The organism is Saccharothrix sp. 6-C (assembly GCF_016695385.1).
GTDB classification, from domain to species: Bacteria; Actinomycetota; Actinomycetes; order Mycobacteriales; family Pseudonocardiaceae; genus Actinosynnema; species Actinosynnema texasense.
Genome location: NZ_CP064192.1, coordinates 1,895,085 through 1,914,291, shown reverse-complemented (window position 1 = coordinate 1,914,291; position 19,207 = coordinate 1,895,085). Strand labels below are relative to the sequence as shown.

Sequence of the window (19,207 nt, the reverse complement as noted above, 5' to 3'; positions counted from 1 at the left end):
CCAGTCCATGCCCACGGATCGAACTCACCCGGACGCCTGCCCCGGCGCCGTCGACGTGCACCAGGCCGCCGACGGCGGGTTGGCGCGCGTGCGGGTGCCCGGCGGGACGTTGGACGCCGTGCGGGTCGACGCGCTGCGCGCCGCCGCGGTGGACCTCGGCGACGGGTTCCTCGAGTTGACCTCACGGGCGAACTTGCAGATCAGGGGCTTGGCGCCGGGGGCGGAGCACGAGCTGGGCGCGCGGCTGCGCGACGTCGGCCTGCTGCCCTCGATGAGCCACGAGCGGATGCGGAACATCGTGGCCGCCCCGTTGGACGACAACCAGGCGCTGGTCGACGAGATCGACGCCGCGCTGCTCGCGGCGCCGGACCTGGCGTCCCTGCCCGGGCGTTTCCTGGTCACGGTGGGTGGCGCGGTCAGCGGCCTGTCGGGTGACATCGGGCTGGTCGGCGACGCGTTGTTCCTGGCAGGGCACGATTCAGGGCTGCGCGTGACCGATCCCGTCGGGGCCGTGGTGACCGCCGCGCGGCTGTTCGGGCAGCTCCGCGGCGACGCGTGGCGGCTGTCCGAAGTGGACGGCGGTGTGCGGAAGATCACGGCGGCGTTGGGCGTTCCGGGTGACGCCCGGATCGAGCCGGGTGTGACGCCCGTCGCACCCGGCGAGCACGGTTCCGCCGTCGTGGCGGGCGTGCCGTTCGGGCGGTGGGACGCGCGGCTCCTGGCCGGCGTGCCGGTCCGGCTCACGCCGTGGCGGAGCCTGGTGCTGCCGGCCGGGAGCGACACGACCGGCCTGTTCACCTCGCCGGACTCGCCGTGGCACGGGGTCAGCGCGTGCACCGGCCGTCCGGGGTGCGCCAAGTCGCTGGCCGACGTGCGCGCCGACGCGGCCCGCTGGATCGGCGCCCGGACCACGCCCGGCCGGGCGCACTGGTCGGGCTGCGCACGCCGGTGCGGTCGGCCCGCCGGCGACGTGGTGGAGTTCGTCGCGACCGGCGACGGGTACGAGGAGATCAGGTGACCAGCTACGTCAAGGACGGCGCGGAGATCTACCGCCGTTCCTTCGCCACCATCCGCGCCGAGGCAGACCTGGCGCGGTTCCCGTCGGACGTGGCGCGGGTGGTGGTGCGCATGATCCACGCCTGCGGGATGGTCGACCTGGTGTCGGACGTCGACTTCTCGCCGCACGCGGTGCGCGACGCGCGGGCGGCGCTGCTGGCCGGCGCGCCGATCCTGTGCGACGCGCAGATGGTCGCGGCGGGCGTGACGCGGCGTCGGCTGCCCGCGGACAACGAGGTCGTGTGCGCGTTGGGCGACCCCCGCGTGCCGGAGCTGGCGGCCGAGCTGGGCACCACGCGCAGCGCGGCGGCGTTGGAGCTGTGGGGCGACAAGCTGGCCGGCGCGGTGGTCGCCATCGGCAACGCGCCGACCGCGTTGTTCCACCTGCTGGACATGATCGCGGCGGGCGCGCCCCGGCCCGCCGCCGTGCTGGGGGTGCCGGTGGGGTTCATCGGCGCGGCCGAGTCGAAGGACGCGCTGGCGGCCAACGACCTCGGGGTGGAGTACCTGGTCGTGCGCGGGCGGCGGGGCGGCAGCGCCATGACCGCGGCGGCGCTCAACGCGATCGCGAGCGAGGAAGAATGACGGGCAAGCTGTACGGGGTCGGGGTGGGTCCGGGCGACCCGGAGCTGGTGACCGTGAAGGCGGCGCGGCTGATCGGCGAGGCGGACGTGGTCGTCTTCCACAGCGCGCGGCACGGTCGGAGCGTGGCACGCCGGATCGCCGCGCCGTACCTGCGGGACGGCCAGGTCGAGGAGCAGCTGGTCTACCCCGTCACGACCGAGGACTCCGACGACTACCAGGGCGAGATCGACGCGTTCTACGAGGAGTGCGCGCAGCGGTTGGCCGCGCACCTGGACGCCGGGCGCACGGTCGTGGTGCTGGCGGCGGGCGACCCGTTCTTCTACGGCTCCTACATGCACCTGCACAAGCGGTTGGCGCACCGGTACGAGGCCGAGGTCGTGCCCGGCGTGACGTCGGTGAGCGCGGGCGCGGCGGTGATCGGGCGGCCGCTGGTGGAGCGGGACGAGGTGCTGACCGTGCTGCCCGGCACGTTGTCGGCGGACGCGCTGGTGGAGCACCTGGCCGGCGGCGACCCGGTGGCGATCATGAAGCTGGGGCGGACGTTCCCGCAGGTGCGGGAGGCGTTGGCGCGGGCGGGCCGGCTGGACGGTGCCTGGTACGTGGAGCGGGCGACGACCGGCGCGCAGCGCACCGCCCCGCTGTCCGAAGTGGACGCCGAGGGCGTGCCGTACTTCTCGTTGGCGCTGCTGCCGAGCGAGCCCGCCCGGCGGTCGGCGGACGAGGGCCGGGTCGTGGTGGTCGGGCTCGGTCCGGCCGGGCCCGAGTGGTTGACGCCGCAGGCGCGGCGGGCGTTGGCGGAGGCCGACGACCTGGTCGGGTACGTGACCTACCTGGACCGGGTGCCGGCGAACCCCCGGCAGCGGCGGCACGCGTCGGACAACAAGGTGGAGGCCGAGCGGGCGGCCTTCGCGCTGGACCTGGCCAAGCGCGGGCGGCGGGTGGCCGTGGTGTCCTCGGGCGACCCGGGCGTGTTCGCGATGGCCAGCGCGGTGCTGGAGGTGGCGACCGAGGACCAGTTCGCGGACGTGCCGGTGACGGTGCTGCCGGGGTTGACCGCGGCGCACGCGGTGGCGAGCCGGGTCGGCGCGCCGCTGGGGCACGACTACTGCGTGGTGTCGCTGTCCGACCGGCTCAAGCCGTGGGACGTGATCGAGGGGCGGCTGGAGGCGGCGGCGCGGGCGGACCTGGTGCTGGCGATCTACAACCCGGCCTCGCGCAGCCGCACGTGGCAGGTGGACAAGGCGCGGGACGTGCTGCTGCGGCACCGCTCCGCCGACACGCCGGTGGTCGTGGGCCGTGACGTCGGCGGCCCGGAGGAGTCCGTGCGGGTGGTGCGGTTGGCCGACCTGGACGCGTCCACTGTGGACATGCGGTGCCTGCTGCTGGTCGGTTCCTCGCAGACCCGGGTCAGCTCGCGCGGCACGGTGTTCACCCCGCGCCGCTACCCCGGGTGAGCCGGTCGACGGCCTCGGCCACGGTCTCCACCAGCGGCGCGTCCGGCGGCGGTGGTCGGCGCACGACGACGACCGGGATGCCGAGGTGACGGGCGGCGGTCAGCTTGGCCGCCGTCATCGGTCCGCCGCTGTCCTTGGTGACCAGCACCTCGACCCGGTGCTCGCGCATCAGCGCGAGCTCGCCGTCCACTGTGTACGGCCCGCGGTCCAGCACGAGGCGCAGGCGCGGGTTCGGCGGGTCGGGCGGGTCGACGGTGCGCGCGACACCGCTGGTGAAGGCGCCCAGCTCCTGCCGCCCGGTGGTGATGAACGCCCGGCGGCCGGCGACGAGCGCGGCGGCCTCGGCGACGCTGTCCACGTACTCCCAGCCGTCCTCGGGCGGCCAGCCGGGTCGGCGCAGGACGAGGAACGGCGTCCCGGTGGCGGTGGTGGCGGCGAGGGCGTTGGCGGTGATGCGGTCGGCGAACGGGTGGGTGGCGTCGACCACGGCGTCCACGCGTTCGGCCCGCAGGTAGGCCACGAGCCCTTCGACACCGCCGAAGCCGCCGACGCGGACCTCGCCGTCGGGCAGCTTCGGGTCGGCCACCCGGCCGGCCAGCGACGAGATGACCCGCACGCCGGCGAGCGCGGCGGCGAGCGCGGCGGCGAGCGCCCGCGCCTCACCCGTGCCACCCAGTACCAGCACGGTCTTCACGGCTGTTGCATCCTGTCGTCGTGAGCACGAACCTGCGCTTCGGCTGGACCACCGGCGCCTGCGCCACCGCCGCCACCACGGCGGCCTACACCGCGTTGCTCACCGGCGAGTTCCCCGACCCGGTCGGGATCGTGCTGCCGAAGGGCCAGACGCCGTCCTTCGCGCTGGCCCGCGAGGAGCTCGCCCGGGACGAGTCGGGCGCCGACCGGGCGTTCGCCGCGATCGTGAAGGACGCGGGCGACGACCCGGACGTCACGCACCTGGCGCTGGTCGGGTCCTCGGTCCGGCACGGCGCGCCGGGCAGCGGGGTGGTGTTCGAGGCCGGCCCGGGGGTGGGCACGGTGACCAAGCCCGGCCTGCCGCTGGCGGTCGGCGAGCCGGCGATCAACCCCGTGCCGAGGCAGATGATGCGCGAGCACGTCGCGCGGGTCGCGGCGCAGCACGGCGGCAGCGGGGACGTGGTCGTGTCGATCTCGGTCGAGCACGGCGCGGAGCTGGCGCGCAAGACGTGGAACCCGCGGCTGGGAATCCTGGGCGGGCTGTCGATCCTGGGCACGACGGGGATCGTGGTGCCGTACTCGTGCTCGGCGTGGATCGACAGCATCCGGCGCGGGATCGACGTGGCGCGGGCGCAGGGCTACGAGCACGTGGCCGGGTGCACCGGCAGCACGTCGGAGAAGGTCGCGGCGGCGGTGCACGGGCTGCCGGAGGACGCGCTGCTGGACATGGGCGACTTCGCCGGCGCGGTGCTGAAGTACCTGCGCCGCCACCCCGTGCCCCGGCTGACGGTCGCGGGCGGGATCGGGAAGCTGTCCAAGCTCGCGGACGGGCACCTCGACCTGCACTCCGGGCGTTCCCAGGTCGACCTGGGCTTCCTGGCGTCCCTGGCGGGCGACCCGGACCTGGCGGCGGCCATCACCGGCGCCAACACGGCGCTCGGCGCGCTGCGGGTGTGCCAGGCGGCGGGCGTGCCGCTGGGCGACCTGGTCGCGGCCCGCGCCAAGGCCGCGGCGGAGGACGTGCTGCGCGGCGCGCCGGTGGCCGTGGACGTGATCGTGATCGACCGCGCGGGCGTCGTCGTCGGCCGGGCGTGACGCCGTCACGACCGGCTGCGGGCGGTCGAGTAGAGGTGGCTGTCCGGGAAGCCCTCGGCGGTCAGCACCCGGCCCACGACGATGACGGCCGTCCGCTTCACGCCCGCCGCCCGCACCTGGTCGGCGATGTCGGCGAGGGTGCCGCGCAGGACCACCTCGTCGTCCCGGCTCGCGCGCGCCACCACGGCGACCGGGCAGTCCGCGCCGTAGTTCGGCAGCAGGTCGGCCACCACCTCCAGGATGCGCTGCACGGCCAGGTGCAGCACCATCGTGGCGCCGGGCCGGCCCAGCGTCGGGAGGTCCTCCCCCGGCGGCATGGGCGTGGCGCGGGCCGCCGTGCGGGTCAGGATCACCGTCTGCCCGACGCCCGGCACGGTCAGCTCGCGGTTCAGCGACGCGGCGGCGGCGGCGAAGGCGGGCACGCCCGGCGTCACGTCGTAGGCGATGCCCAGGGCGTCCAGCCGGCGCATCTGCTCGGCCACCGCGCTGAACACCGACGGGTCGCCGGAGTGCAGGCGGGCCACGTCGTGACCGGCGGCGTGCGCGGCGGCCAGCTCGGCCGTGATCTCGTCGAGGTCCAGGTCCGCGGTGTCGACCAGGCGCGCGCCGGGCGGGCAGTGCGCCAGGACCTCGACCGGCACCAGCGCGCCCGCGTAGAGGCAGACAGGCGACTCGGCGAGCAGCCGCGCCGCCCGCAGGGTCAGCAGGTCGGCCGCGCCTGGACCGGCGCCGATGAAGTGGACGGTCACGCGTTCTCCTTCGTCACTGCCCACGTGGTCACGGGCATCTGCGGGCGCCAACCGGTGAAGCCGCCGATGGCGGTCGCCCGGCTCACCTCGATCCTGGTCAGGTCGCCGCCCAGCCTGCCGTGCCACCGGGTCAGCACGGCCTCCGACTCCAGCGTCACGGCGTTGGCCACGAGCCGCCCGCCGGGTTTCACCGCGTCCCAGCAGCGCTCCACCACGCCGTCGGCGGTCAGGCCGCCGCCGATGAACACCGCGTCGGGCGCCTCCAGGTCGAGCACGTCCGGCGAGGAGCCGACGACGACCTCGATCCCCGGCACGCCCAGCGCCGTCGCGTTGCGGCCGATCCGCGCGGCGCGCCCGGGGTGCCGCTCCACCGCGACGGCCCGGCAGCTCGGGTGGGTCCGGCACCACTCCACCGCGATGCTGCCCGCACCCGCGCCGACGTCCCACAGCAGCTCGCCGGGGCGCGGCGCGAGCAGCGCCAACGTCACCGCCCGCACCTCGCGCTTGGTCAGCTGCCCGTCGTGCTCGAACTCCTCGTCCGGCCGGCCGGGCGTCAACGACGCGCCGTCCGCGCCGCACTCGACCGCGAGCACGTGCAGCGGGTCGGCGTCGTCGAGCGAGTGGTGCACCCGCTCCCCCGGTCCGCCCAGCTGCTCCAGCACGGTCAGCCGCGCGTCCGGCGCCAGGGCGGCGACCTCGCGCGGGTCACCGCCGAGCACGAGCACGCGCCGTCCCGGGTGCAGGTGGGGCACGACGAGCGCGGCGGGTTTGCCGACCAGGCTCACCACCTCCACGTCGTTCAGGGCCCACCCCAGCCGCGCGCACGCCAGCGACACCGACGACGGGTGCGGCACGACGCGGACCCGGGCCGCGCCCAGCAGCCGCACCAGGGTGGAGCCGATGCCGTGGCACATCGGGTCGCCGCTGGCCAGCACGGCGACCCGGCGGCCCTCGTGCCGCTCCAGCAGCCCGGGCAGCGCGGGCACCAGCGGCGAGGGCCACGCCACCCGTTCGACCGGGCGGTCCGGGTCGAACGCGGGGACCAGGTCGAGCTGCCGGGTGCTGCCCATCAGCACCTCGCACGACTCGATCTCGTGCCTCGACGCGGGCGGCAGGCCCTCCCAGCCGTCGGCGCCGATGCCGATGACCGTGACGCTCACACCGTCCCCAGCACGCGGGTGACGGCGATCTCGATCACCACGCGCCGCGGGTTGGGCCGGGGCGTGCGGTAGCGGGCGGCGTAGCGCCGCTCGGCGTCCTCGACCACCTCGGGCTCCTGGCGCACGACCGCGCGGCCCTCCAGCGTCGACCACCGGCGTCCGTCCACTTGGCACACGGCCGCGGGAGCGCTGCCCGCCGCCAGGATCTGCCGCACCTTGTGCGAATCGCCCGAGGTGATCACCCTGGCGGTGGCCGTCTCCACGTCCAGCGTGACGCCGACCGGCACGACGTGCGGCGTGCCGTCCGGTCGGATCGTGGTCAGCGTGCACAGGTGGCGCTCGGTCCAGAACGCGCGGAAGCCCTCGCCCTTGCTCGACAACATGAGTGCATCATGCGCCACGCGCGGGCTGTCGCGGAAAACGTGACGCGCCGGTTCAGCCGGCCGGCGCCATCACCCGCGCCGCCCGGTGCACGCGCCGCACCGGCGAGGACCGCATGTTCCGCCTGGCCCTCGGCCTCGGGCCGGACCGGCTGCCGATGCTGCGCGAAGCCGTCCCGGACATCCGGCTCCTGTCCTCTGACGACCACGGGTGGCCGCCCGGCTGCAGGACCTCACCCCGTGCCGGCCGGATGTCCAGGCACCCGGCGATCACCGGCTCGGCGCGCGACCCAGGACCCTCACCGACGACGAGGCCAACGCCGCCCGTGACGCCGCCGGGCGCGAAGGTGATCAGCTCCTGATCTCGTTGAGGTAGTTGTAGATCGTGTACCGGGTCACGCCGAGCACGCCCGCCAGGTGGTCCACGGAGTCGCGGATGAGGAACAGGCCGGCCTCGTCCAGGACCCGCACCACCTGGGACTTGTGGGACTTCTTCATCAGGTCCACGGGCACGCCGACGGCGGACACCGCGCGTTCGACCAGGAGGCGCTGGAGCGTGTCGACGTCGCCGGGGAACGCCTCGACCGCCGACCCGGCGGGCTCCGGGGTCTCCGGGCGGCGGTCGGGTCCGGGATCGCTGTTCACGCACAGGCAGCCGACGGCCACGCCCTCGGCGTCGCGCAGGAACACGGTGGACGAGTGGATCACCCGCCCGTCCGGCGCGTAGGTCTCGTAACCGGCCAGGTCGTGGGTGGTGCCGCGGCGGACCAGGCCGAGCAGCAGGTCGGTCATCGGGCCTCCGACCTTGCGGCCGGTGAGGTCGCCCGCGATGGCGATGATCGAGTTGGGCAGGGCGCCGAGGTCGTGCAGCACGACCTCGGTGCCCGGTCCCAGCGCGGCGGCCAGGCTGTTCACCGTCGGGATCAGGGCGGTGAGCACCTCGGAGGTCACCGGCGGGGCCGGCGCGGGCGTGGCGGCCGGCTTGCGCAGCTCCTTCACCGCGGCGGCGAAGCGGGCCACGGTGTCCGACGTCGTGGAGGCATGCGGCGACAGGCGGACGTGCTCCGGCCGCACGGTCGCCGCCACGCCCGCGTCCGCCAGCGCCGCCCCGACCACCGACGGCGGGTGGTCGGGCAGCGTGAACGCGAGGATGCCCGCGCGGCGGTCCAGCGCGGAGACGACCTCGCCGCCGGCCGCGCGGATCACCTCGACCAGTTCGTCGGATCGTTCAACGATCCGCGCGTGGATGGCCCCGACGCCGGCCACCTCGACCAGCTCCAGCCCCGCCGCCAACGCGCCCGACGCGATCGGGCTCAGGTTGGTGATCGACCAGCCCGCCGCCCCCTCGCCCACCGCGTGGATGCCGTTGTCGAACAGACCGGGGTCCTCGGCTCCGGTCCACCCCGACAGCACCGGGTCCAGCCTGCTCAGCGCCCGGTCCGACAGCGTCATGAACCCCGTCGACCACCCCGCCCGCAGCCACTTCTGCCCGCCGACCACCAGCACGTCGGCCACTTCCCACGGCTCGTCGACCACCCCGAAGCCCTGGATGCCGTCCACCACCAGCAGCCGGTCGCCGACCACCTCGCGCAACGCCGCCAGGTCCGCCCGGTAGCCGGTGCGGAAGTCCACCGCGCTCACCGCGACCGCAACCGTGCCCGGCGTCAACGCCGCCCGCACCGCGTCGGGCGTCACCGGGCCGGGCGGCAGCCACGACACGTCGACGGACGGCGACCGCGCCCACGGGTAGGTGTTCGCCGGGAACTCCCCCGCCGACACCAGCACCTCGCCGGTCACCGCCAGCGCCGCCTGGAACAGCCCGGTGCTGGTGTTCGGCAGCAGCGTCACGTGGTCGGTGTCGCCGCGGCACAGCCGGGCCACCGCCGCTTTCGCGCGCAGCTCCTGCCGCATCAGGTCGTCCACCGTGGACGGCCCGGCCGACACCGCCGCCTCCACCAGCCGCGTGGAGGCGTCCACCACGGCGAACGACGGCGGCCCGAAGCGGGCGAAGTCCAGGTACCCCTCCGGCTCGTGGAACTGGACGAGGTAGGACGACGGGATGCGCATGACCACCTAGAGCACCTTCGCGAGGAACTGCTGCGTGCGTTGCTGTCGCGGATTGTCCAGCACCTGGCCCGGCGGCCCGGTCTCGACCACCGCGCCGTCCACCATGAACACCACCGAGTCGGCCACCTGCCGGGCGAACCCGATCTCGTGCGTGACCACGATCATGGTCATGCCATCGCGGGCGAGGCCCGCCATCACCTCCAGCACCTCGCCGACCAGCTCCGGGTCCAGCGCCGAGGTCGGCTCGTCGAACAGCATGAGCTTCGGCCGCATGGCCAGCGCCCGCGCGATCGCCACCCGCTGCTGCTGGCCGCCGGACAGCTGGTGCGGGTAGGCGTCGGCCTTGTCCGCCAGCCCGACCCGGTCCAGCAACGCCCGCGCCTGCGCCACGGCCTCCTTCCGGGCCGTCCGCAGCACGTGCACCGGCCCCTCGGCCACGTTCTCCACCGCCGTGCGGTGCGGGAACAAGGTTGAACCGCTGGAACACCATGCCGACACCGCGCCGCTGCCGCGCCACCTCCCGCTCGCGCAGCTCGTGCAGCTTCCCGCCGCGCGAGGTGAACCCGACCGGTTCGCCGTCGACCCAGATCCGGCCCGCGTCGATCGTCTCCAGGTGGTTCACGCAGCGCAGGAACGTCGACTTGCCCGCGCCCGAAGGCCCGAGCAGGCACACGACCTGGCCCGCGTCCACGGTGAGGTCCATTCCGCGCAGCACTTCCACCCGGTTGCCGCCGGCGGGAGTCACCCGCCCGAACGACTTGCGCACGCCCACCGCCCGCACGAGGCTCACCGGGCCACCCCCTTGCCGTAGTAGCGCTCCAGGAAGTGCTGCCCGACGCTCGCCACGCTGACCACGACCATGTACCACGCGGCGGCGGCCAGCAGCGTCTCCATGATCTGGAGGTTGCGCGAGGCGATGTTGTTGGCGGCGTGGATCAGCTCCAGGAAGCCGATGACCGACGCCATGGACGTGCCCTTGAGCATGTTGATGAAGTTGTTGCCGGTCGGCGGGATGATCACCCGCATGGCCTGCGGCAGCACGACCCGCCGCAGCGTGGTCGCGGGCGTCATGCCGATCGCCTTGGCCGCCTCGACCTGGCCGTGGTCCACGCTGTTCAGCCCGGCCCGGACGATCTCCGCCATGTAGGCGCTCTCGTTGAGGCCCAGCCCGAGCAGGGCCGCCACGAACGCGGTCACCAGGACGTTGGTCTTCTCCTCGAACAGGCCTGGGATGGAGATGTTCTCGAACACCAGCGCCAGGTTGAACCACAGCAGGATCTGCAGCAGCACCGGCAGGCCGCGGAACAGCCACACGTAGCCGGCGGCGAACCAGCGGGCGACCGGGTTCGCCGAGCGGCGCAGCAGCGCGATCACCACGCCGAGCACGATCGCGCCCGCCTGCGCGGCCAGCGCCAGCACGACCGTGTTGGCCAGGCCGCGCAGCATGATGTCGTGGGTGAAGAACCCCGGCACGGCGGCGTAGTCGATCTTCGCGTCGGCCAGCGCCCAGCCGAGCGCGCCGAGCAGCGCCAGGATCACCGCGCCGACGACCCACCGCCCCCAGTGCCGCAGGGGGACGACGACCAGGTCGTCGACTGCCTTCACGTCGTCACTCGCCATTGACGGTCGCCTTCGTGACCGCGCCCTGCCGGACGTCCCAGGCGTCGAGGATCTTGCCGTAGGTGCCGTCGTCGATCAGCGCCTGCAACGCCTTGCTCAACGCGGCCGTCAGCTCGGGGGTGCTCTTGTCGACGCCGATGCCGTACGGGCCGCCGTTGATCGGGGCCAGGTCCACGACCTCGAAGAACTCGCCGTCACCGGCGGTCTTGGCCACGTACACGGCGGTGGGCAGGTCGTTGAGGATGGCGGCGACGCGGCCGGTGCGCAGCTGGTTCTGGTTCTGCGTGTCGCTGTCGGTGGCGGTCACCGCGATGGGGTCGCCGGACAGGCACTGGAACTCCTTGGCGTAGGTCTCCTGGCTGGAGCCGAGGTTGACCGCGACCGACTTGCCGCACAGGTCGTCGGGGCTCTTGATGCCCTCCGGGTTGCCCTTCCGCACCATGATCGTGATGCCGGAGGTGAAGTAGTCGACGAAGTCGATCGCCTGCTGCCGCTCCGGGGTGTCGTTCATCGCGGCCATGGTCACGTCGATGCGGCCCGCCTGGAGGCTCGTGATGAGCGAGCCGAACGCCATGTCCTGGTGCTCGACGGTCAACCCGAGCTTGGCGCCGAGCGCCTTGGCCAGGTCGACCTCCGAGCCGACCGGGGTCTTGCCGTCGGCGGCGTAGAAGTTGTTCGGCGGGTTCTGGATGTTCGAGCCGACGCGCAGCTTGCCCGCTTGGGCGATCGCGGCCGGCAGGGTCGCGGCCAGGGCGTCGTCCTTCTTCACCGACTCCACGATCGACGAGGACGCCGGCAGGTCCCCGGCGGGCCCGGGCGCCGGGTCCTCGGCGGGCGAACCGCACGCGACCAGCGCGAACAGGGACAGGGCGAGGGCTGTGCTGATCCTCTTGCGGTTCCTGCGCACGGGACACCTCCTGCATTCGGGTGAACCGAAAGCTACAACGTTCTGTTGAAGGCGTCCACTGCTCGTTGAAGGGAATTGTGGCGGGCCGGCCTTCGTTGGTCCGGGTACGAGGGGGGGCGACCCCTGTGTCCACAGCAAGGAGGACCTATGGCCACCGTGGAGCTGACCGCGGAGAACTTCGACGAGGTTGTCGGCGGCTCCGAGATGGTCCTGGTCGATTTCTGGGCGGGCTGGTGCGGGCCGTGCGTCCAGTTCGCCCCGACCTACGAGAAGTCCGCCCAGAAGCACACCGACATCGTGTTCGGCAAGGTCGACACCGAGGCGCAGCAGCAGCTCGCCGCGGCGTTCCAGATCCGGTCGATCCCGACCCTCATGATCGTGCGCGACGGCGTCGTGCTCTACGCGCAGCCGGGCGCGCTGCCGGAGTCGGCGCTCGAGGACCTCATCGACCAGGCCCGCAAGGTCGACATGGAGGAAGTCCGCAAGCAGGTCTCGGCGGAGCCGCAGGCCTGAGCCCGCCGGCCAGGTCCTGATCCCGCGGGTCAGGGCCTGCTCCAGCGGGCTCCCCCGAGAACAGGCCGGATCGAGCACGAGCCAGGTCGGATCAGGCCGGGCGGGATCAGGCCGGGCCGGGGTCGAGCCGGGCCGGGGTCAGGCAGGGGTCAGGACAGCGCAGCCGTGTCGCGGGGCGGGGCCACCGGGTCCCGCTCCTCGGGCTGCCCGGCCTCCATCCGCCTGCCCCGCTCCAGCTCCGCGTCCAGCTCGGCGCCGAGCAGCAGGGCCAGGTTCGAGATCCACAGCCAGACCAGGAAGATGATCACACCGGCCAGTGAGCCGTAGGTCTTGTTGTAGGAGCCGAAGTTCGCCGCGTAGAACGCGAAGCCGAGCGACGCGGCGACCCACACGACCACGGTCAGCAGGCCGCCCGGGGTGATCCACAGGAAGCTGGGCTGCCGCACGTTCGGCGAGGCCCAGAACAGCAGGCCGATCGCCAGGCTCGCGAGCAGGAGCAGCACCGGCCACTTCGCGATGCCCCACACCGTCACGAAGGTCGAGCCGAGCCCGAGCGCCTCGCCCAGCCACTCGGCCACGCCGCCGGTGAGCGTCACGCCCAGCGCCGTGGCCGCCAGCAGCAGCACCACGCCGATGGTCAGGCCCAGCCGCAGCGGGATGACCTTCCAGAACGGCCTGCCCTCCTCGACGTCGTAGATCGAGTTCGCGGCGCGCATGAACGCGCCCACGTAGCCGGAGGCCGACCAGAGCGCGGTCACCAGGCCGACGATCGCGAGCAGGCCGCTGGCCTGTGACTTCTGGAGGTTCTCGATCGCGCCCGCGACGGTGTCCTTCGCCTCGCCGGGCCCCAGCGCGTCCAGGCTGTCCACAAGGGACTTGGTCGCGTCCGGGCCGAGCAGCCCCAGCAGCGCGGTCAGCAGCAGCAGGCCGGGGAACAGGGACAGCACCGCGTAGTAGGTGAGAGCGGCGGCCCAGTCGGTCAGGTTGTCGTCGTTGAACTCCTTGATCGTCCGCTTCAGCACAGCCCACCAGGAGCGCTTCGGCAATTGGGCGGGTGTCTCCGGTGCGTGCGCCATGGGCGACGGGTTTCCCCCGAACACTGTGCGTACACCACCGCGTTTTCGGGTAGTCGGTGGGCGAGTGGAGAGAGGAGACGGCCATGAGTCACGTCGCCGCCACCCGCGCGGCTGACACAAGCGCCGATCGGGTTACCGAGCGTGCCGCCAAGCGTGTCGCCGAGCGGGAACCGTCCACCGCGGAACTGGTGAACAGGCTGTCCGACCAGGTGAGCAGGCTGGCCCGGGACGAGATCCGGCTGGCCGTGGCCGAGATGCGCACGAAGGGCAAGCGCGTCGGCACGGGCGCCGGGCTGCTCGGCGGCGCGGGCGTCCTGGCCTGGTTCGGCCTGATGACGGTGCTCGCGGGGCTGGTGCTGCTGCTGGCCACCGCCATGCCGGCGTGGATCGCGGCGTTCGTCGTCGCGGTGGCCGTCTTCGCGGTCGCGGGCGTGCTCGCGCTGGTCGGCCGCAAGCAGATCCGACGTGGCACGCCTCCCGTGCCGGAAGAGGCCGTGGCGAGCATCAAGCAGGACATCGCCACCGTGAGCGAGAGGGCACACCGATGAGCGGCAAGGACGGCCCCACCGACCCGGACGAGCTGCGCGCCGACGTCGAGAAGACCCGGCGCGAGCTCGGCGACACCGTGGAAGCGCTGGTGCACAAGACCGACGTGCCCGGACGGGTGAAGGACAAGGCGCATGAAGGAGTGGAACAGGTGAAGGAGACCGCTACCCGGGCCAACGCGGCGGTGTCCGCCGCGGCGGGCAAGGCCACCGCCAAGGCGAGCCAGGCCACCGACAAGGCGGGCGAGCAGGTCGGCAAGGCGGGCGCGGCGGCCAACGCGGCCGGCGCGGCCGTCGGCGAGAAGGCCGCCGTGATCGGCGAGAAGGCGGGCGCCGCGGCGACCCAGGTCGGCCACAAGGCGAGTGAGGTCGCCGAGCAGGTCGGCCACAAGGCGAGCGAGGTCGCCGGGCAGGTGAGCCACAAGGCGAGCGAGGTCGCCGACCAGGTCAGCCTCAAGGCCGGTGTGGTCGCGGAGCAGGTCGGCACGAAGGCCGCGCAGGCCGTCGAGTCGCTGCCGCCGCCCGTGCAGGAGCGCGTCGAGCAGGGCGTGCGGCAGGCGCGCAAGCACCCGGCGGCGGTCGCGGCCGGTGTCGCGGCGGTGGTGCTGGTGCTGTGGAAGCTCCTGCGGAGGGGGCGGTGAACGTGAACAAGCTCCTGTACCGGCCGCTCGGCATGCTGTTCGGCGTGCTCGGCGGTCTGGCCGCCAGCGCGTTGTTCGGCCAGGTCTGGAAGCTGATGACCGGCACCAAGGAGGCGCCGACCCCCACCCAGAAGGACCGCGGCTGGGGCGAGGTCCTCTTGGCCGCGTCCATCCAGGGCGCGATCTTCGGCGTGGTGAAGGCCGCGATCGACCGGGGCGGCGCGACCGGCTACGACCGGCTCACCGGCGAGTGGCCCGGCGACACGAACAAGAACGACGGCGACTGACCGATCGGGTGATCGTGCGGGGAGTGCCCTCTGCTCGCGGAGGGCACTCCCCCGTCGTCGTCAGGACGGCGGCTCGTCCTCTTCCCCGCGCCGCTCGCCCTCGTCGAGGAACTGCTCCGGGTCCACGTCGAGGTCGGGCGGCTCCGGCGTGCCCGGCGAACGCGGCGGATCAGGGTTGATGTGCTGGTCCGGGTCGTTCGGGTCGCCTTCGATCGGGTGGTGCGGGTGTTCGTCCATGCGGTCGAGATACCCGCGTGCCGCGGTTCAGAACCTCGGCGTCCGCTTCTCCAGGAACGCCGCCACACCCTCCGCGTAGTCCACGCTGTGCACGGCTTCGTCGTACAGCGCCCGCACCGCGTCGTCCTCGGCGTGCTGCCCGTCGGTGATCCGGTCGACGATCTGCTTCGCGCCGCGGACGCTGACCCGGGCGCGGGTCGCGATGGTCCCGGTCAGCTCCTCGACCCGGGCCTCCAGGGCGTCGGGCGGGTGGACCTCGTTGACCAGGCCGATGCGCAGCGCGGTCGCCGCGTCGATGATCTCGCCGGTGAACAGGATCTGCTTGGCCCACGCCGGACCGACCGCGTCGACCAAGCGCTGGGTGGACGTGAAGTTGTAGACGATGCCGAGCTTCGCGGGCGTGATGCCGAACCGGGCGTCGGCCGCCGCCACGCGCAGGTCGCAGGCCAGGGCGATCTCGCAGCCGCCGCCGACGCAGAAACCCGTGACGGCGGCGACGGTCGGCTTGCCGAGGGTGGCGATGGCGCGTTCGCCGCGGTGCACGGCCTCGCTGTACCTCGCCGCGCCGTCCGCACCGTGGCGGAGGGTGGAGAACTCGCTGATGTCCGCGCCAGCCGAGAAGTGCTCGCCACCGCGGACGACGAGCACGCGCACGTCGTCGTCGCGCCGGACCTCGGCCAGCAGGCCGGGCAGCGCCGACCACATGGCGTAGCTCATGGCGTTGCGCTTGGCCGGGCGATCGATGGTCAACGTGGCCACCGGGCCTGCGGTGTCGAGCCTCAGCGTCATCACCGGAGGGTAGATCCTCACCGGTCGTGACCGGGCGTAACGGCGCTCACATCCCCGTGAGCAGCCAGAACGCCGCGCCGCCGACCAGCGCGCCCATCACCGTGCCGACCGTGACCTGCGCCTTCGTGTGATCGCCGAGCACGACGCGTGACCAGGCCACCAGCGCCACCAGCGGCGCGGCCAGCAGCACCCAGGGGCCGTAGGTGATCGCGAGGATCGCCACCGCGCCGGCCGCGACCGCCGCGTGGAAGGAGACCTTCCAGCCGCGCCCGCCGTTCACCGGGAGGACGAACGTCACCGTCAGGCAGGCCAGCAGGCTGAGGAACATCGCCAGCGCCAGCGCGACCATGGCCTTCGGCGCGCCGCCGAACACCAGCGCCGCGATGCCGATCCCGAGGGACGCCACGCACACGAGCATCGGCACCAGCCGTCCCTCGCGGTTCGTGACGTGGTGCCCGTCCCACTTGCCCTGGCGCGCGCCCCGCACGATGACCGCCATCGGCACCACCGACCCGGTCACCCCGACGATCGCGCCCCACAGCAGGCCCTCCGCCACGCTCCTCGTCGCGCTCCACGCCACCAGCAGCGGCAACCCCAGCACCAACACCCAGGGCGCCAGCACCTCCGTGGCCACCCGGGCCACCCTGACCGTCATCGTCACCCACCAACCTTAAACCGCGCGTGTCCTACGTTCCGGTCGCGCGTGTCCTACGTTCCGGTACCCCGAGTTGAGCATTCAGGACAGCCGGGCACCTTCCTGAATGCTCAACTCGGGTGTTCCGAACGTAGGACACGCGCGTTCTGGACGTAGGACACGCGCGGTTCGGGGGTTAGCGGTAGGGGTTGCGGAGGTAGGTGAGGGAGAAGGAGCCGCGGTTGGCGAAGTAGACGGAGACGACGTAGGCCGGGTCGGTGGCCAGCAGGCCGCGCTGGAGGTCGCTGCCGTCGTTGCCGTCGTCCCAGCCCCAGGCGCTGTTCGCGGCGTTGTCCTTGCCGTTGTCACCCCGGAACGTGCCCCAGCTCGCGAACGTCGCGGAGCTGTTGCGCTGCGCCCACAACCCGCCCGCCGCGAACGCGTCCACCAGCCGGTAGCCGACCGAGCGGTCGTTGCCGCCCGACGGCACCTCGCCGGTCGCGCTCGGCACGTACACCACGCCGTCGCCGCCCGGGAACTCGGCGCCGTTCCACGCGTACAGGCCGTGGCCCTTCGCCTCCTGGCGCGTGGTCGGCCGGGTGCCGGACAGCCGCAACGTGCCGTCGACGCTCTCCCGCCCGGACGTGAACGTGCTGTCGGCGGGCACGTACGAGTAGAAGTCGCTGTGCGCCACCGTGATCACGGCTTCGAGCTTGCCGAACGCCGTGCCGTCCTTGCGCACGGTCGCCAGCAGGCCCTCCATGTCATTCTCGTGGGTGAACTGCTCGAACGGATCGGCGAAGTCCTCCCAGTCGCGCGGGTGGTAGAAGCTGTAGACGAGGAACCAGTGCGTGGACGTCTCCACCACCGAGTAGTAGGCGGCACCGGTGAGGCGCGCCAACGAGTCGTCCTGCGCCTCCCAGTTGTTCAGCGTGTTCCACTCGCCGTCGAAGTCCACGGTGGACAGGTAGTCGGCGTCGTAGTCGGACGAGTCGGTGTCCTGGTAGTGCACCGGCGCCCAGTGGAACGCGAGCTCGGCGTCGGTCGCCGCGTGCGCGGGTGTCGTGAGGACCGCCGAGAGCGCGGCCGCCGCGAACAGGGACGCGGCGATCTTGCGGGCAGGGGACATGCTCCACCTCCGTCGGGGTTGCCCGTCGGAGCCAACGGGCCGCGCCGAACCCTGGGGTGAAGCGGTGACCGGCACAAGGGGTGATTCGAGTGATCGTTCACGGTGAGGTGCGCGGGAGGCGGCGGCGGGCTTCGGGACACCGCAGGGCGGACCGGGGTGGTCGAAGTGCCCCGGTCCGCCCCGCGCCCACCTCAGCCGTGCTCCGGCGGGCTGATCGACGACTCCGGGATCGCCGAGTCCCCGGCGCCCCACTTGTCGAGGATTCGCGCGTACGCGCCGTCGGCGATGAGCTTGTTGACCGCCGCTTGGAGCGCGGGTGCGAGCGGTGAGCCCTTGGGCAGCGCGAAGCCGACGTCCAGGCGCTTGAACTCGCCGAGGAACTCCAGGTTCGGCTGGTGGGCCGCCGCGTGCCGCAAACCGTTGATCGTGCTCATGACCACGTCGATGTGGCGCTGCTGCAACCCCAGGAAGATCGCCGCGTCCTCGGCGAAGCTCAGCACTTCGTAGTCCGGCTTCCCCGCCTCACCGCACACGTGCTTCTCCCGCTCCAACGTCGCCTCGAACGTCGTGCCCGCGCCGGTGCCGATCTTCAGGCCGCACAACGAGACCAGGCCGTCCACCCGGGTCACGCGGTCGTCGTCGGCCCGCACCGCGAAGCCCTGCCCGTCGTTGACGTAGGTGACGAAGTCGATCGTCTTCTTCCGCGCCTCGGTCACGCCGAAGTTGCCGGTGCCGACGTCGTACTTCCCGCCGGCCAACGACGGCAGGATGGTCTCGAAGCTCGCGACCTCCCGCTCGACGCGCACCCCCAGGGTCCTCGCGACCGCTTCGGACATGTCGGCGTCCAGGCCGAGCACCGTCTTGTTGTCCTCCGCGTAGTAGGACGACGGTGGCTGCCCGCCCACCGACGACCCGAACCGCACCACGCCCGCCGCGCGCACGGCGGGTGGCAGCAGTGCGGCGGTCGACTCGTCCCGCACCACCGTCGACAGCACGTCCGCGGTCGGCCGCACGCCGGGCGCGGGCGGGTCGACGGCGTCCGCGGGCAGGGCGCACCCGGAGACCACGAGCGCGAGCACGGCGGTGAGCATCAGCAGGCAACGTGTGCGCATGGGGCACCCAAGTCCTTCTCGAACGGCAGGTGGCCGATCGTCAGCGGGTCGGCGGTCAGGTCGAACAGCGGCGCGTACCCGGTGGCCAGGTACAGCGCGCGGGCCTCCGGCTGCCGGGGGCCGGTGGTCAGGTAGAGGCGCGAGTAGCCCAGGGCGACGGCGTCGCGCTCCAGCTCGACGAGGACGCGCCGGGCCAGGCCGCGTCGGCGGTGGCGTGAGTGGGTCCAGATGCGCTTCAGCTCGGCGGTGCGCTCGTCGTGCCGCATGAACGCCCCGCCCGCCACCGCCTCGCCGTCCTCGAACAGCAGCACCAGCGTGCCGTGCGGCGGCGTGAAGACGGCCGGGTCGTACCGGGTCAGCTCGGCCCGCGCCCCGTCGCCGTACCGGGTCACGTACTCGTGCGTCAGCTCCTCTTTCAACGGCCCGGTGGCCGGGTCCTCCCAGCGGACCCGGCGGGCGACGGGGGTGTCGGTCACGC

22 protein-coding genes and 1 pseudogene are annotated in these 19,207 nt (G+C 73.2%); 8 read left to right on the top strand and 15 right to left on the bottom strand.

The annotated features are described in order from the left end of the window. Window positions 1–7 precede the first annotated feature (7 nt). The 3 genes from IOD16_RS08875 to IOD16_RS08865 are packed head-to-tail and all read left to right on the top strand — an operon-like array spanning window position 8 to window position 3,095. Window positions 8–1,018, top strand: a complete 1,011-nt coding sequence (locus tag IOD16_RS08875; RefSeq protein ID WP_201439643.1) for a hypothetical protein — start codon at window positions 8–10, stop codon at window positions 1,016–1,018. Continuing rightward, the gene (locus tag IOD16_RS08870; RefSeq protein ID WP_201439642.1) at window positions 1,015–1,641 is read left to right on the top strand and encodes a precorrin-8X methylmutase; all 627 of its coding nucleotides are present in this window, start codon (window positions 1,015–1,017) and stop codon (window positions 1,639–1,641) included. The genes IOD16_RS08875 and IOD16_RS08870 overlap by 4 nt, the downstream gene beginning before the upstream one ends. Further along, window positions 1,638–3,095, top strand: coding sequence for a precorrin-2 C(20)-methyltransferase (locus tag IOD16_RS08865; protein ID WP_201439641.1), 1,458 nt, complete (start codon window positions 1,638–1,640; stop codon window positions 3,093–3,095). Before IOD16_RS08870 ends, IOD16_RS08865 begins: the two co-directional genes overlap by 4 nt. On the opposite strand, the gene IOD16_RS08860 is transcribed toward IOD16_RS08865, so the two are convergent. Then, window positions 3,070–3,789, bottom strand: coding sequence for a cobalt-precorrin-6A reductase (locus tag IOD16_RS08860; RefSeq protein WP_236594841.1), 720 nt, complete (start codon window positions 3,787–3,789; stop codon window positions 3,070–3,072). The genes IOD16_RS08865 and IOD16_RS08860 overlap by 26 nt on opposite strands. 20 nt (window positions 3,790–3,809) lie before the next feature. On the opposite strand from IOD16_RS08860, the gene IOD16_RS08855 reads away from it, so the two are divergent. After that, entirely contained in the window at window positions 3,810–4,883 is a 1,074-nt protein-coding gene (locus tag IOD16_RS08855) for a cobalt-precorrin-5B (C(1))-methyltransferase (RefSeq protein ID WP_236594840.1), read from the top strand. A 5-nt stretch (window positions 4,884–4,888) separates the two neighbouring features. Here IOD16_RS08855 and cobM read toward each other — a convergent pair whose 3' ends face one another. The 7 genes and pseudogenes from cobM to IOD16_RS08820 all read right to left on the bottom strand — a co-directional run bounded on the left by cobM (window position 4,889) and on the right by IOD16_RS08820 (window position 11,766). Beyond that, window positions 4,889–5,632 carry a precorrin-4 C(11)-methyltransferase gene (gene cobM, locus IOD16_RS08850; RefSeq protein WP_201439640.1) on the bottom strand — a complete coding sequence of 248 codons (744 nt, stop codon included), beginning with the start codon at window positions 5,630–5,632 and terminating at the stop codon, window positions 4,889–4,891. Beyond that, window positions 5,629–6,792 carry a precorrin-6y C5,15-methyltransferase (decarboxylating) subunit CbiE gene (cbiE, locus tag IOD16_RS08845; RefSeq protein ID WP_236594839.1) on the bottom strand — a complete coding sequence of 388 codons (1,164 nt, stop codon included), beginning with the start codon at window positions 6,790–6,792 and terminating at the stop codon, window positions 5,629–5,631. Before cbiE ends, cobM begins: the two co-directional genes overlap by 4 nt. Then, entirely contained in the window at window positions 6,789–7,175 is a 387-nt protein-coding gene (locus IOD16_RS08840) for a pyridoxamine 5'-phosphate oxidase family protein (RefSeq protein ID WP_201439639.1), read from the bottom strand. Before IOD16_RS08840 ends, cbiE begins: the two co-directional genes overlap by 4 nt. Window positions 7,176–7,523: 348 nt before the next feature. Beyond that, a complete protein-coding gene (locus tag IOD16_RS08835) occupies window positions 7,524–9,239 on the bottom strand; it encodes an aminotransferase class V-fold PLP-dependent enzyme (RefSeq protein WP_201441265.1) in 1,716 nt (571 codons plus the stop codon). 6 nt (window positions 9,240–9,245) lie between these two features. Then, window positions 9,246–10,029, bottom strand: a pseudogene (locus IOD16_RS08830) (amino acid ABC transporter ATP-binding protein). Next, window positions 10,026–10,859 (bottom strand): amino acid ABC transporter permease, encoded by an 834-nt coding sequence (locus IOD16_RS08825; protein WP_123742713.1) that lies wholly within the window; start codon window positions 10,857–10,859, stop codon window positions 10,026–10,028. The pseudogene IOD16_RS08830 and the gene IOD16_RS08825 overlap by 4 nt, the downstream one beginning before the upstream one ends. Continuing rightward, a complete protein-coding gene (locus tag IOD16_RS08820) occupies window positions 10,849–11,766 on the bottom strand; it encodes an ABC transporter substrate-binding protein (RefSeq protein WP_201439638.1) in 918 nt (305 codons plus the stop codon). The genes IOD16_RS08825 and IOD16_RS08820 overlap by 11 nt, the downstream gene beginning before the upstream one ends. Window positions 11,767–11,913: 147 nt before the next feature. Between IOD16_RS08820 and trxA the strand changes: the two genes are divergently transcribed. Continuing rightward, the gene (trxA, locus tag IOD16_RS08815) at window positions 11,914–12,279 is read left to right on the top strand and encodes a thioredoxin (RefSeq protein WP_123742715.1); all 366 of its coding nucleotides are present in this window, start codon (window positions 11,914–11,916) and stop codon (window positions 12,277–12,279) included. Between the two features lie 149 nt (window positions 12,280–12,428). Here the strand turns inward: trxA and IOD16_RS08810 are convergent, their stop codons facing one another. After that, the gene (locus IOD16_RS08810) at window positions 12,429–13,355 is read right to left on the bottom strand and encodes a YihY/virulence factor BrkB family protein (protein ID WP_201439637.1); all 927 of its coding nucleotides are present in this window, start codon (window positions 13,353–13,355) and stop codon (window positions 12,429–12,431) included. Window positions 13,356–13,543: 188 nt separating this feature from the next. On the opposite strand from IOD16_RS08810, the gene IOD16_RS08805 reads away from it, so the two are divergent. Genes IOD16_RS08805 through IOD16_RS08795 form a run of 3 tightly spaced genes read left to right on the top strand, consistent with a single transcriptional unit; the run spans window position 13,544 to window position 14,828 of the window. Beyond that, window positions 13,544–13,903 carry a phage holin family protein gene (locus tag IOD16_RS08805; RefSeq protein ID WP_236594838.1) on the top strand — a complete coding sequence of 120 codons (360 nt, stop codon included), beginning with the start codon at window positions 13,544–13,546 and terminating at the stop codon, window positions 13,901–13,903. Continuing rightward, the gene (locus IOD16_RS08800) at window positions 13,900–14,541 is read left to right on the top strand and encodes a DUF3618 domain-containing protein (RefSeq protein ID WP_201439635.1); all 642 of its coding nucleotides are present in this window, start codon (window positions 13,900–13,902) and stop codon (window positions 14,539–14,541) included. The genes IOD16_RS08805 and IOD16_RS08800 overlap by 4 nt, the downstream gene beginning before the upstream one ends. Then, window positions 14,538–14,828, top strand: a complete 291-nt coding sequence (locus tag IOD16_RS08795; RefSeq protein WP_425471158.1) for a DUF4235 domain-containing protein — start codon at window positions 14,538–14,540, stop codon at window positions 14,826–14,828. The genes IOD16_RS08800 and IOD16_RS08795 overlap by 4 nt, the downstream gene beginning before the upstream one ends. Before the next feature lie 60 nt (window positions 14,829–14,888). Here the strand turns inward: IOD16_RS08795 and IOD16_RS08790 are convergent, their stop codons facing one another. The 6 genes from IOD16_RS08790 to IOD16_RS08765 all read right to left on the bottom strand — a co-directional run bounded on the left by IOD16_RS08790 (window position 14,889) and on the right by IOD16_RS08765 (window position 19,205). Beyond that, on the bottom strand, window positions 14,889–15,065 hold the full coding sequence (locus IOD16_RS08790) for a hypothetical protein (protein ID WP_201439634.1): 177 nt from the start codon (window positions 15,063–15,065) through the stop codon (window positions 14,889–14,891). Between the two features lie 27 nt (window positions 15,066–15,092). Then, on the bottom strand, window positions 15,093–15,854 hold the full coding sequence (locus IOD16_RS08785) for an enoyl-CoA hydratase/isomerase family protein (RefSeq protein WP_201439633.1): 762 nt from the start codon (window positions 15,852–15,854) through the stop codon (window positions 15,093–15,095). A gap of 46 nt (window positions 15,855–15,900) precedes the next feature. After that, on the bottom strand, window positions 15,901–16,509 hold the full coding sequence (locus IOD16_RS08780) for a hypothetical protein (protein WP_201439632.1): 609 nt from the start codon (window positions 16,507–16,509) through the stop codon (window positions 15,901–15,903). Window positions 16,510–16,684: 175 nt separating this feature from the next. Beyond that, window positions 16,685–17,617, bottom strand: a complete 933-nt coding sequence (locus tag IOD16_RS08775) for a hypothetical protein (RefSeq protein WP_201439631.1) — start codon at window positions 17,615–17,617, stop codon at window positions 16,685–16,687. A 191-nt stretch (window positions 17,618–17,808) separates the two neighbouring features. Continuing rightward, window positions 17,809–18,729, bottom strand: coding sequence for an ABC transporter substrate-binding protein (locus IOD16_RS08770; protein ID WP_123742720.1), 921 nt, complete (start codon window positions 18,727–18,729; stop codon window positions 17,809–17,811). Continuing rightward, window positions 18,708–19,205: a GNAT family N-acetyltransferase gene (locus IOD16_RS08765; protein WP_123742721.1), complete on the bottom strand. Its 498-nt coding sequence runs from the start codon at window positions 19,203–19,205 to the stop codon at window positions 18,708–18,710. Before IOD16_RS08765 ends, IOD16_RS08770 begins: the two co-directional genes overlap by 22 nt. Between the last annotated feature and the right edge of the window lie 2 nt (window positions 19,206–19,207).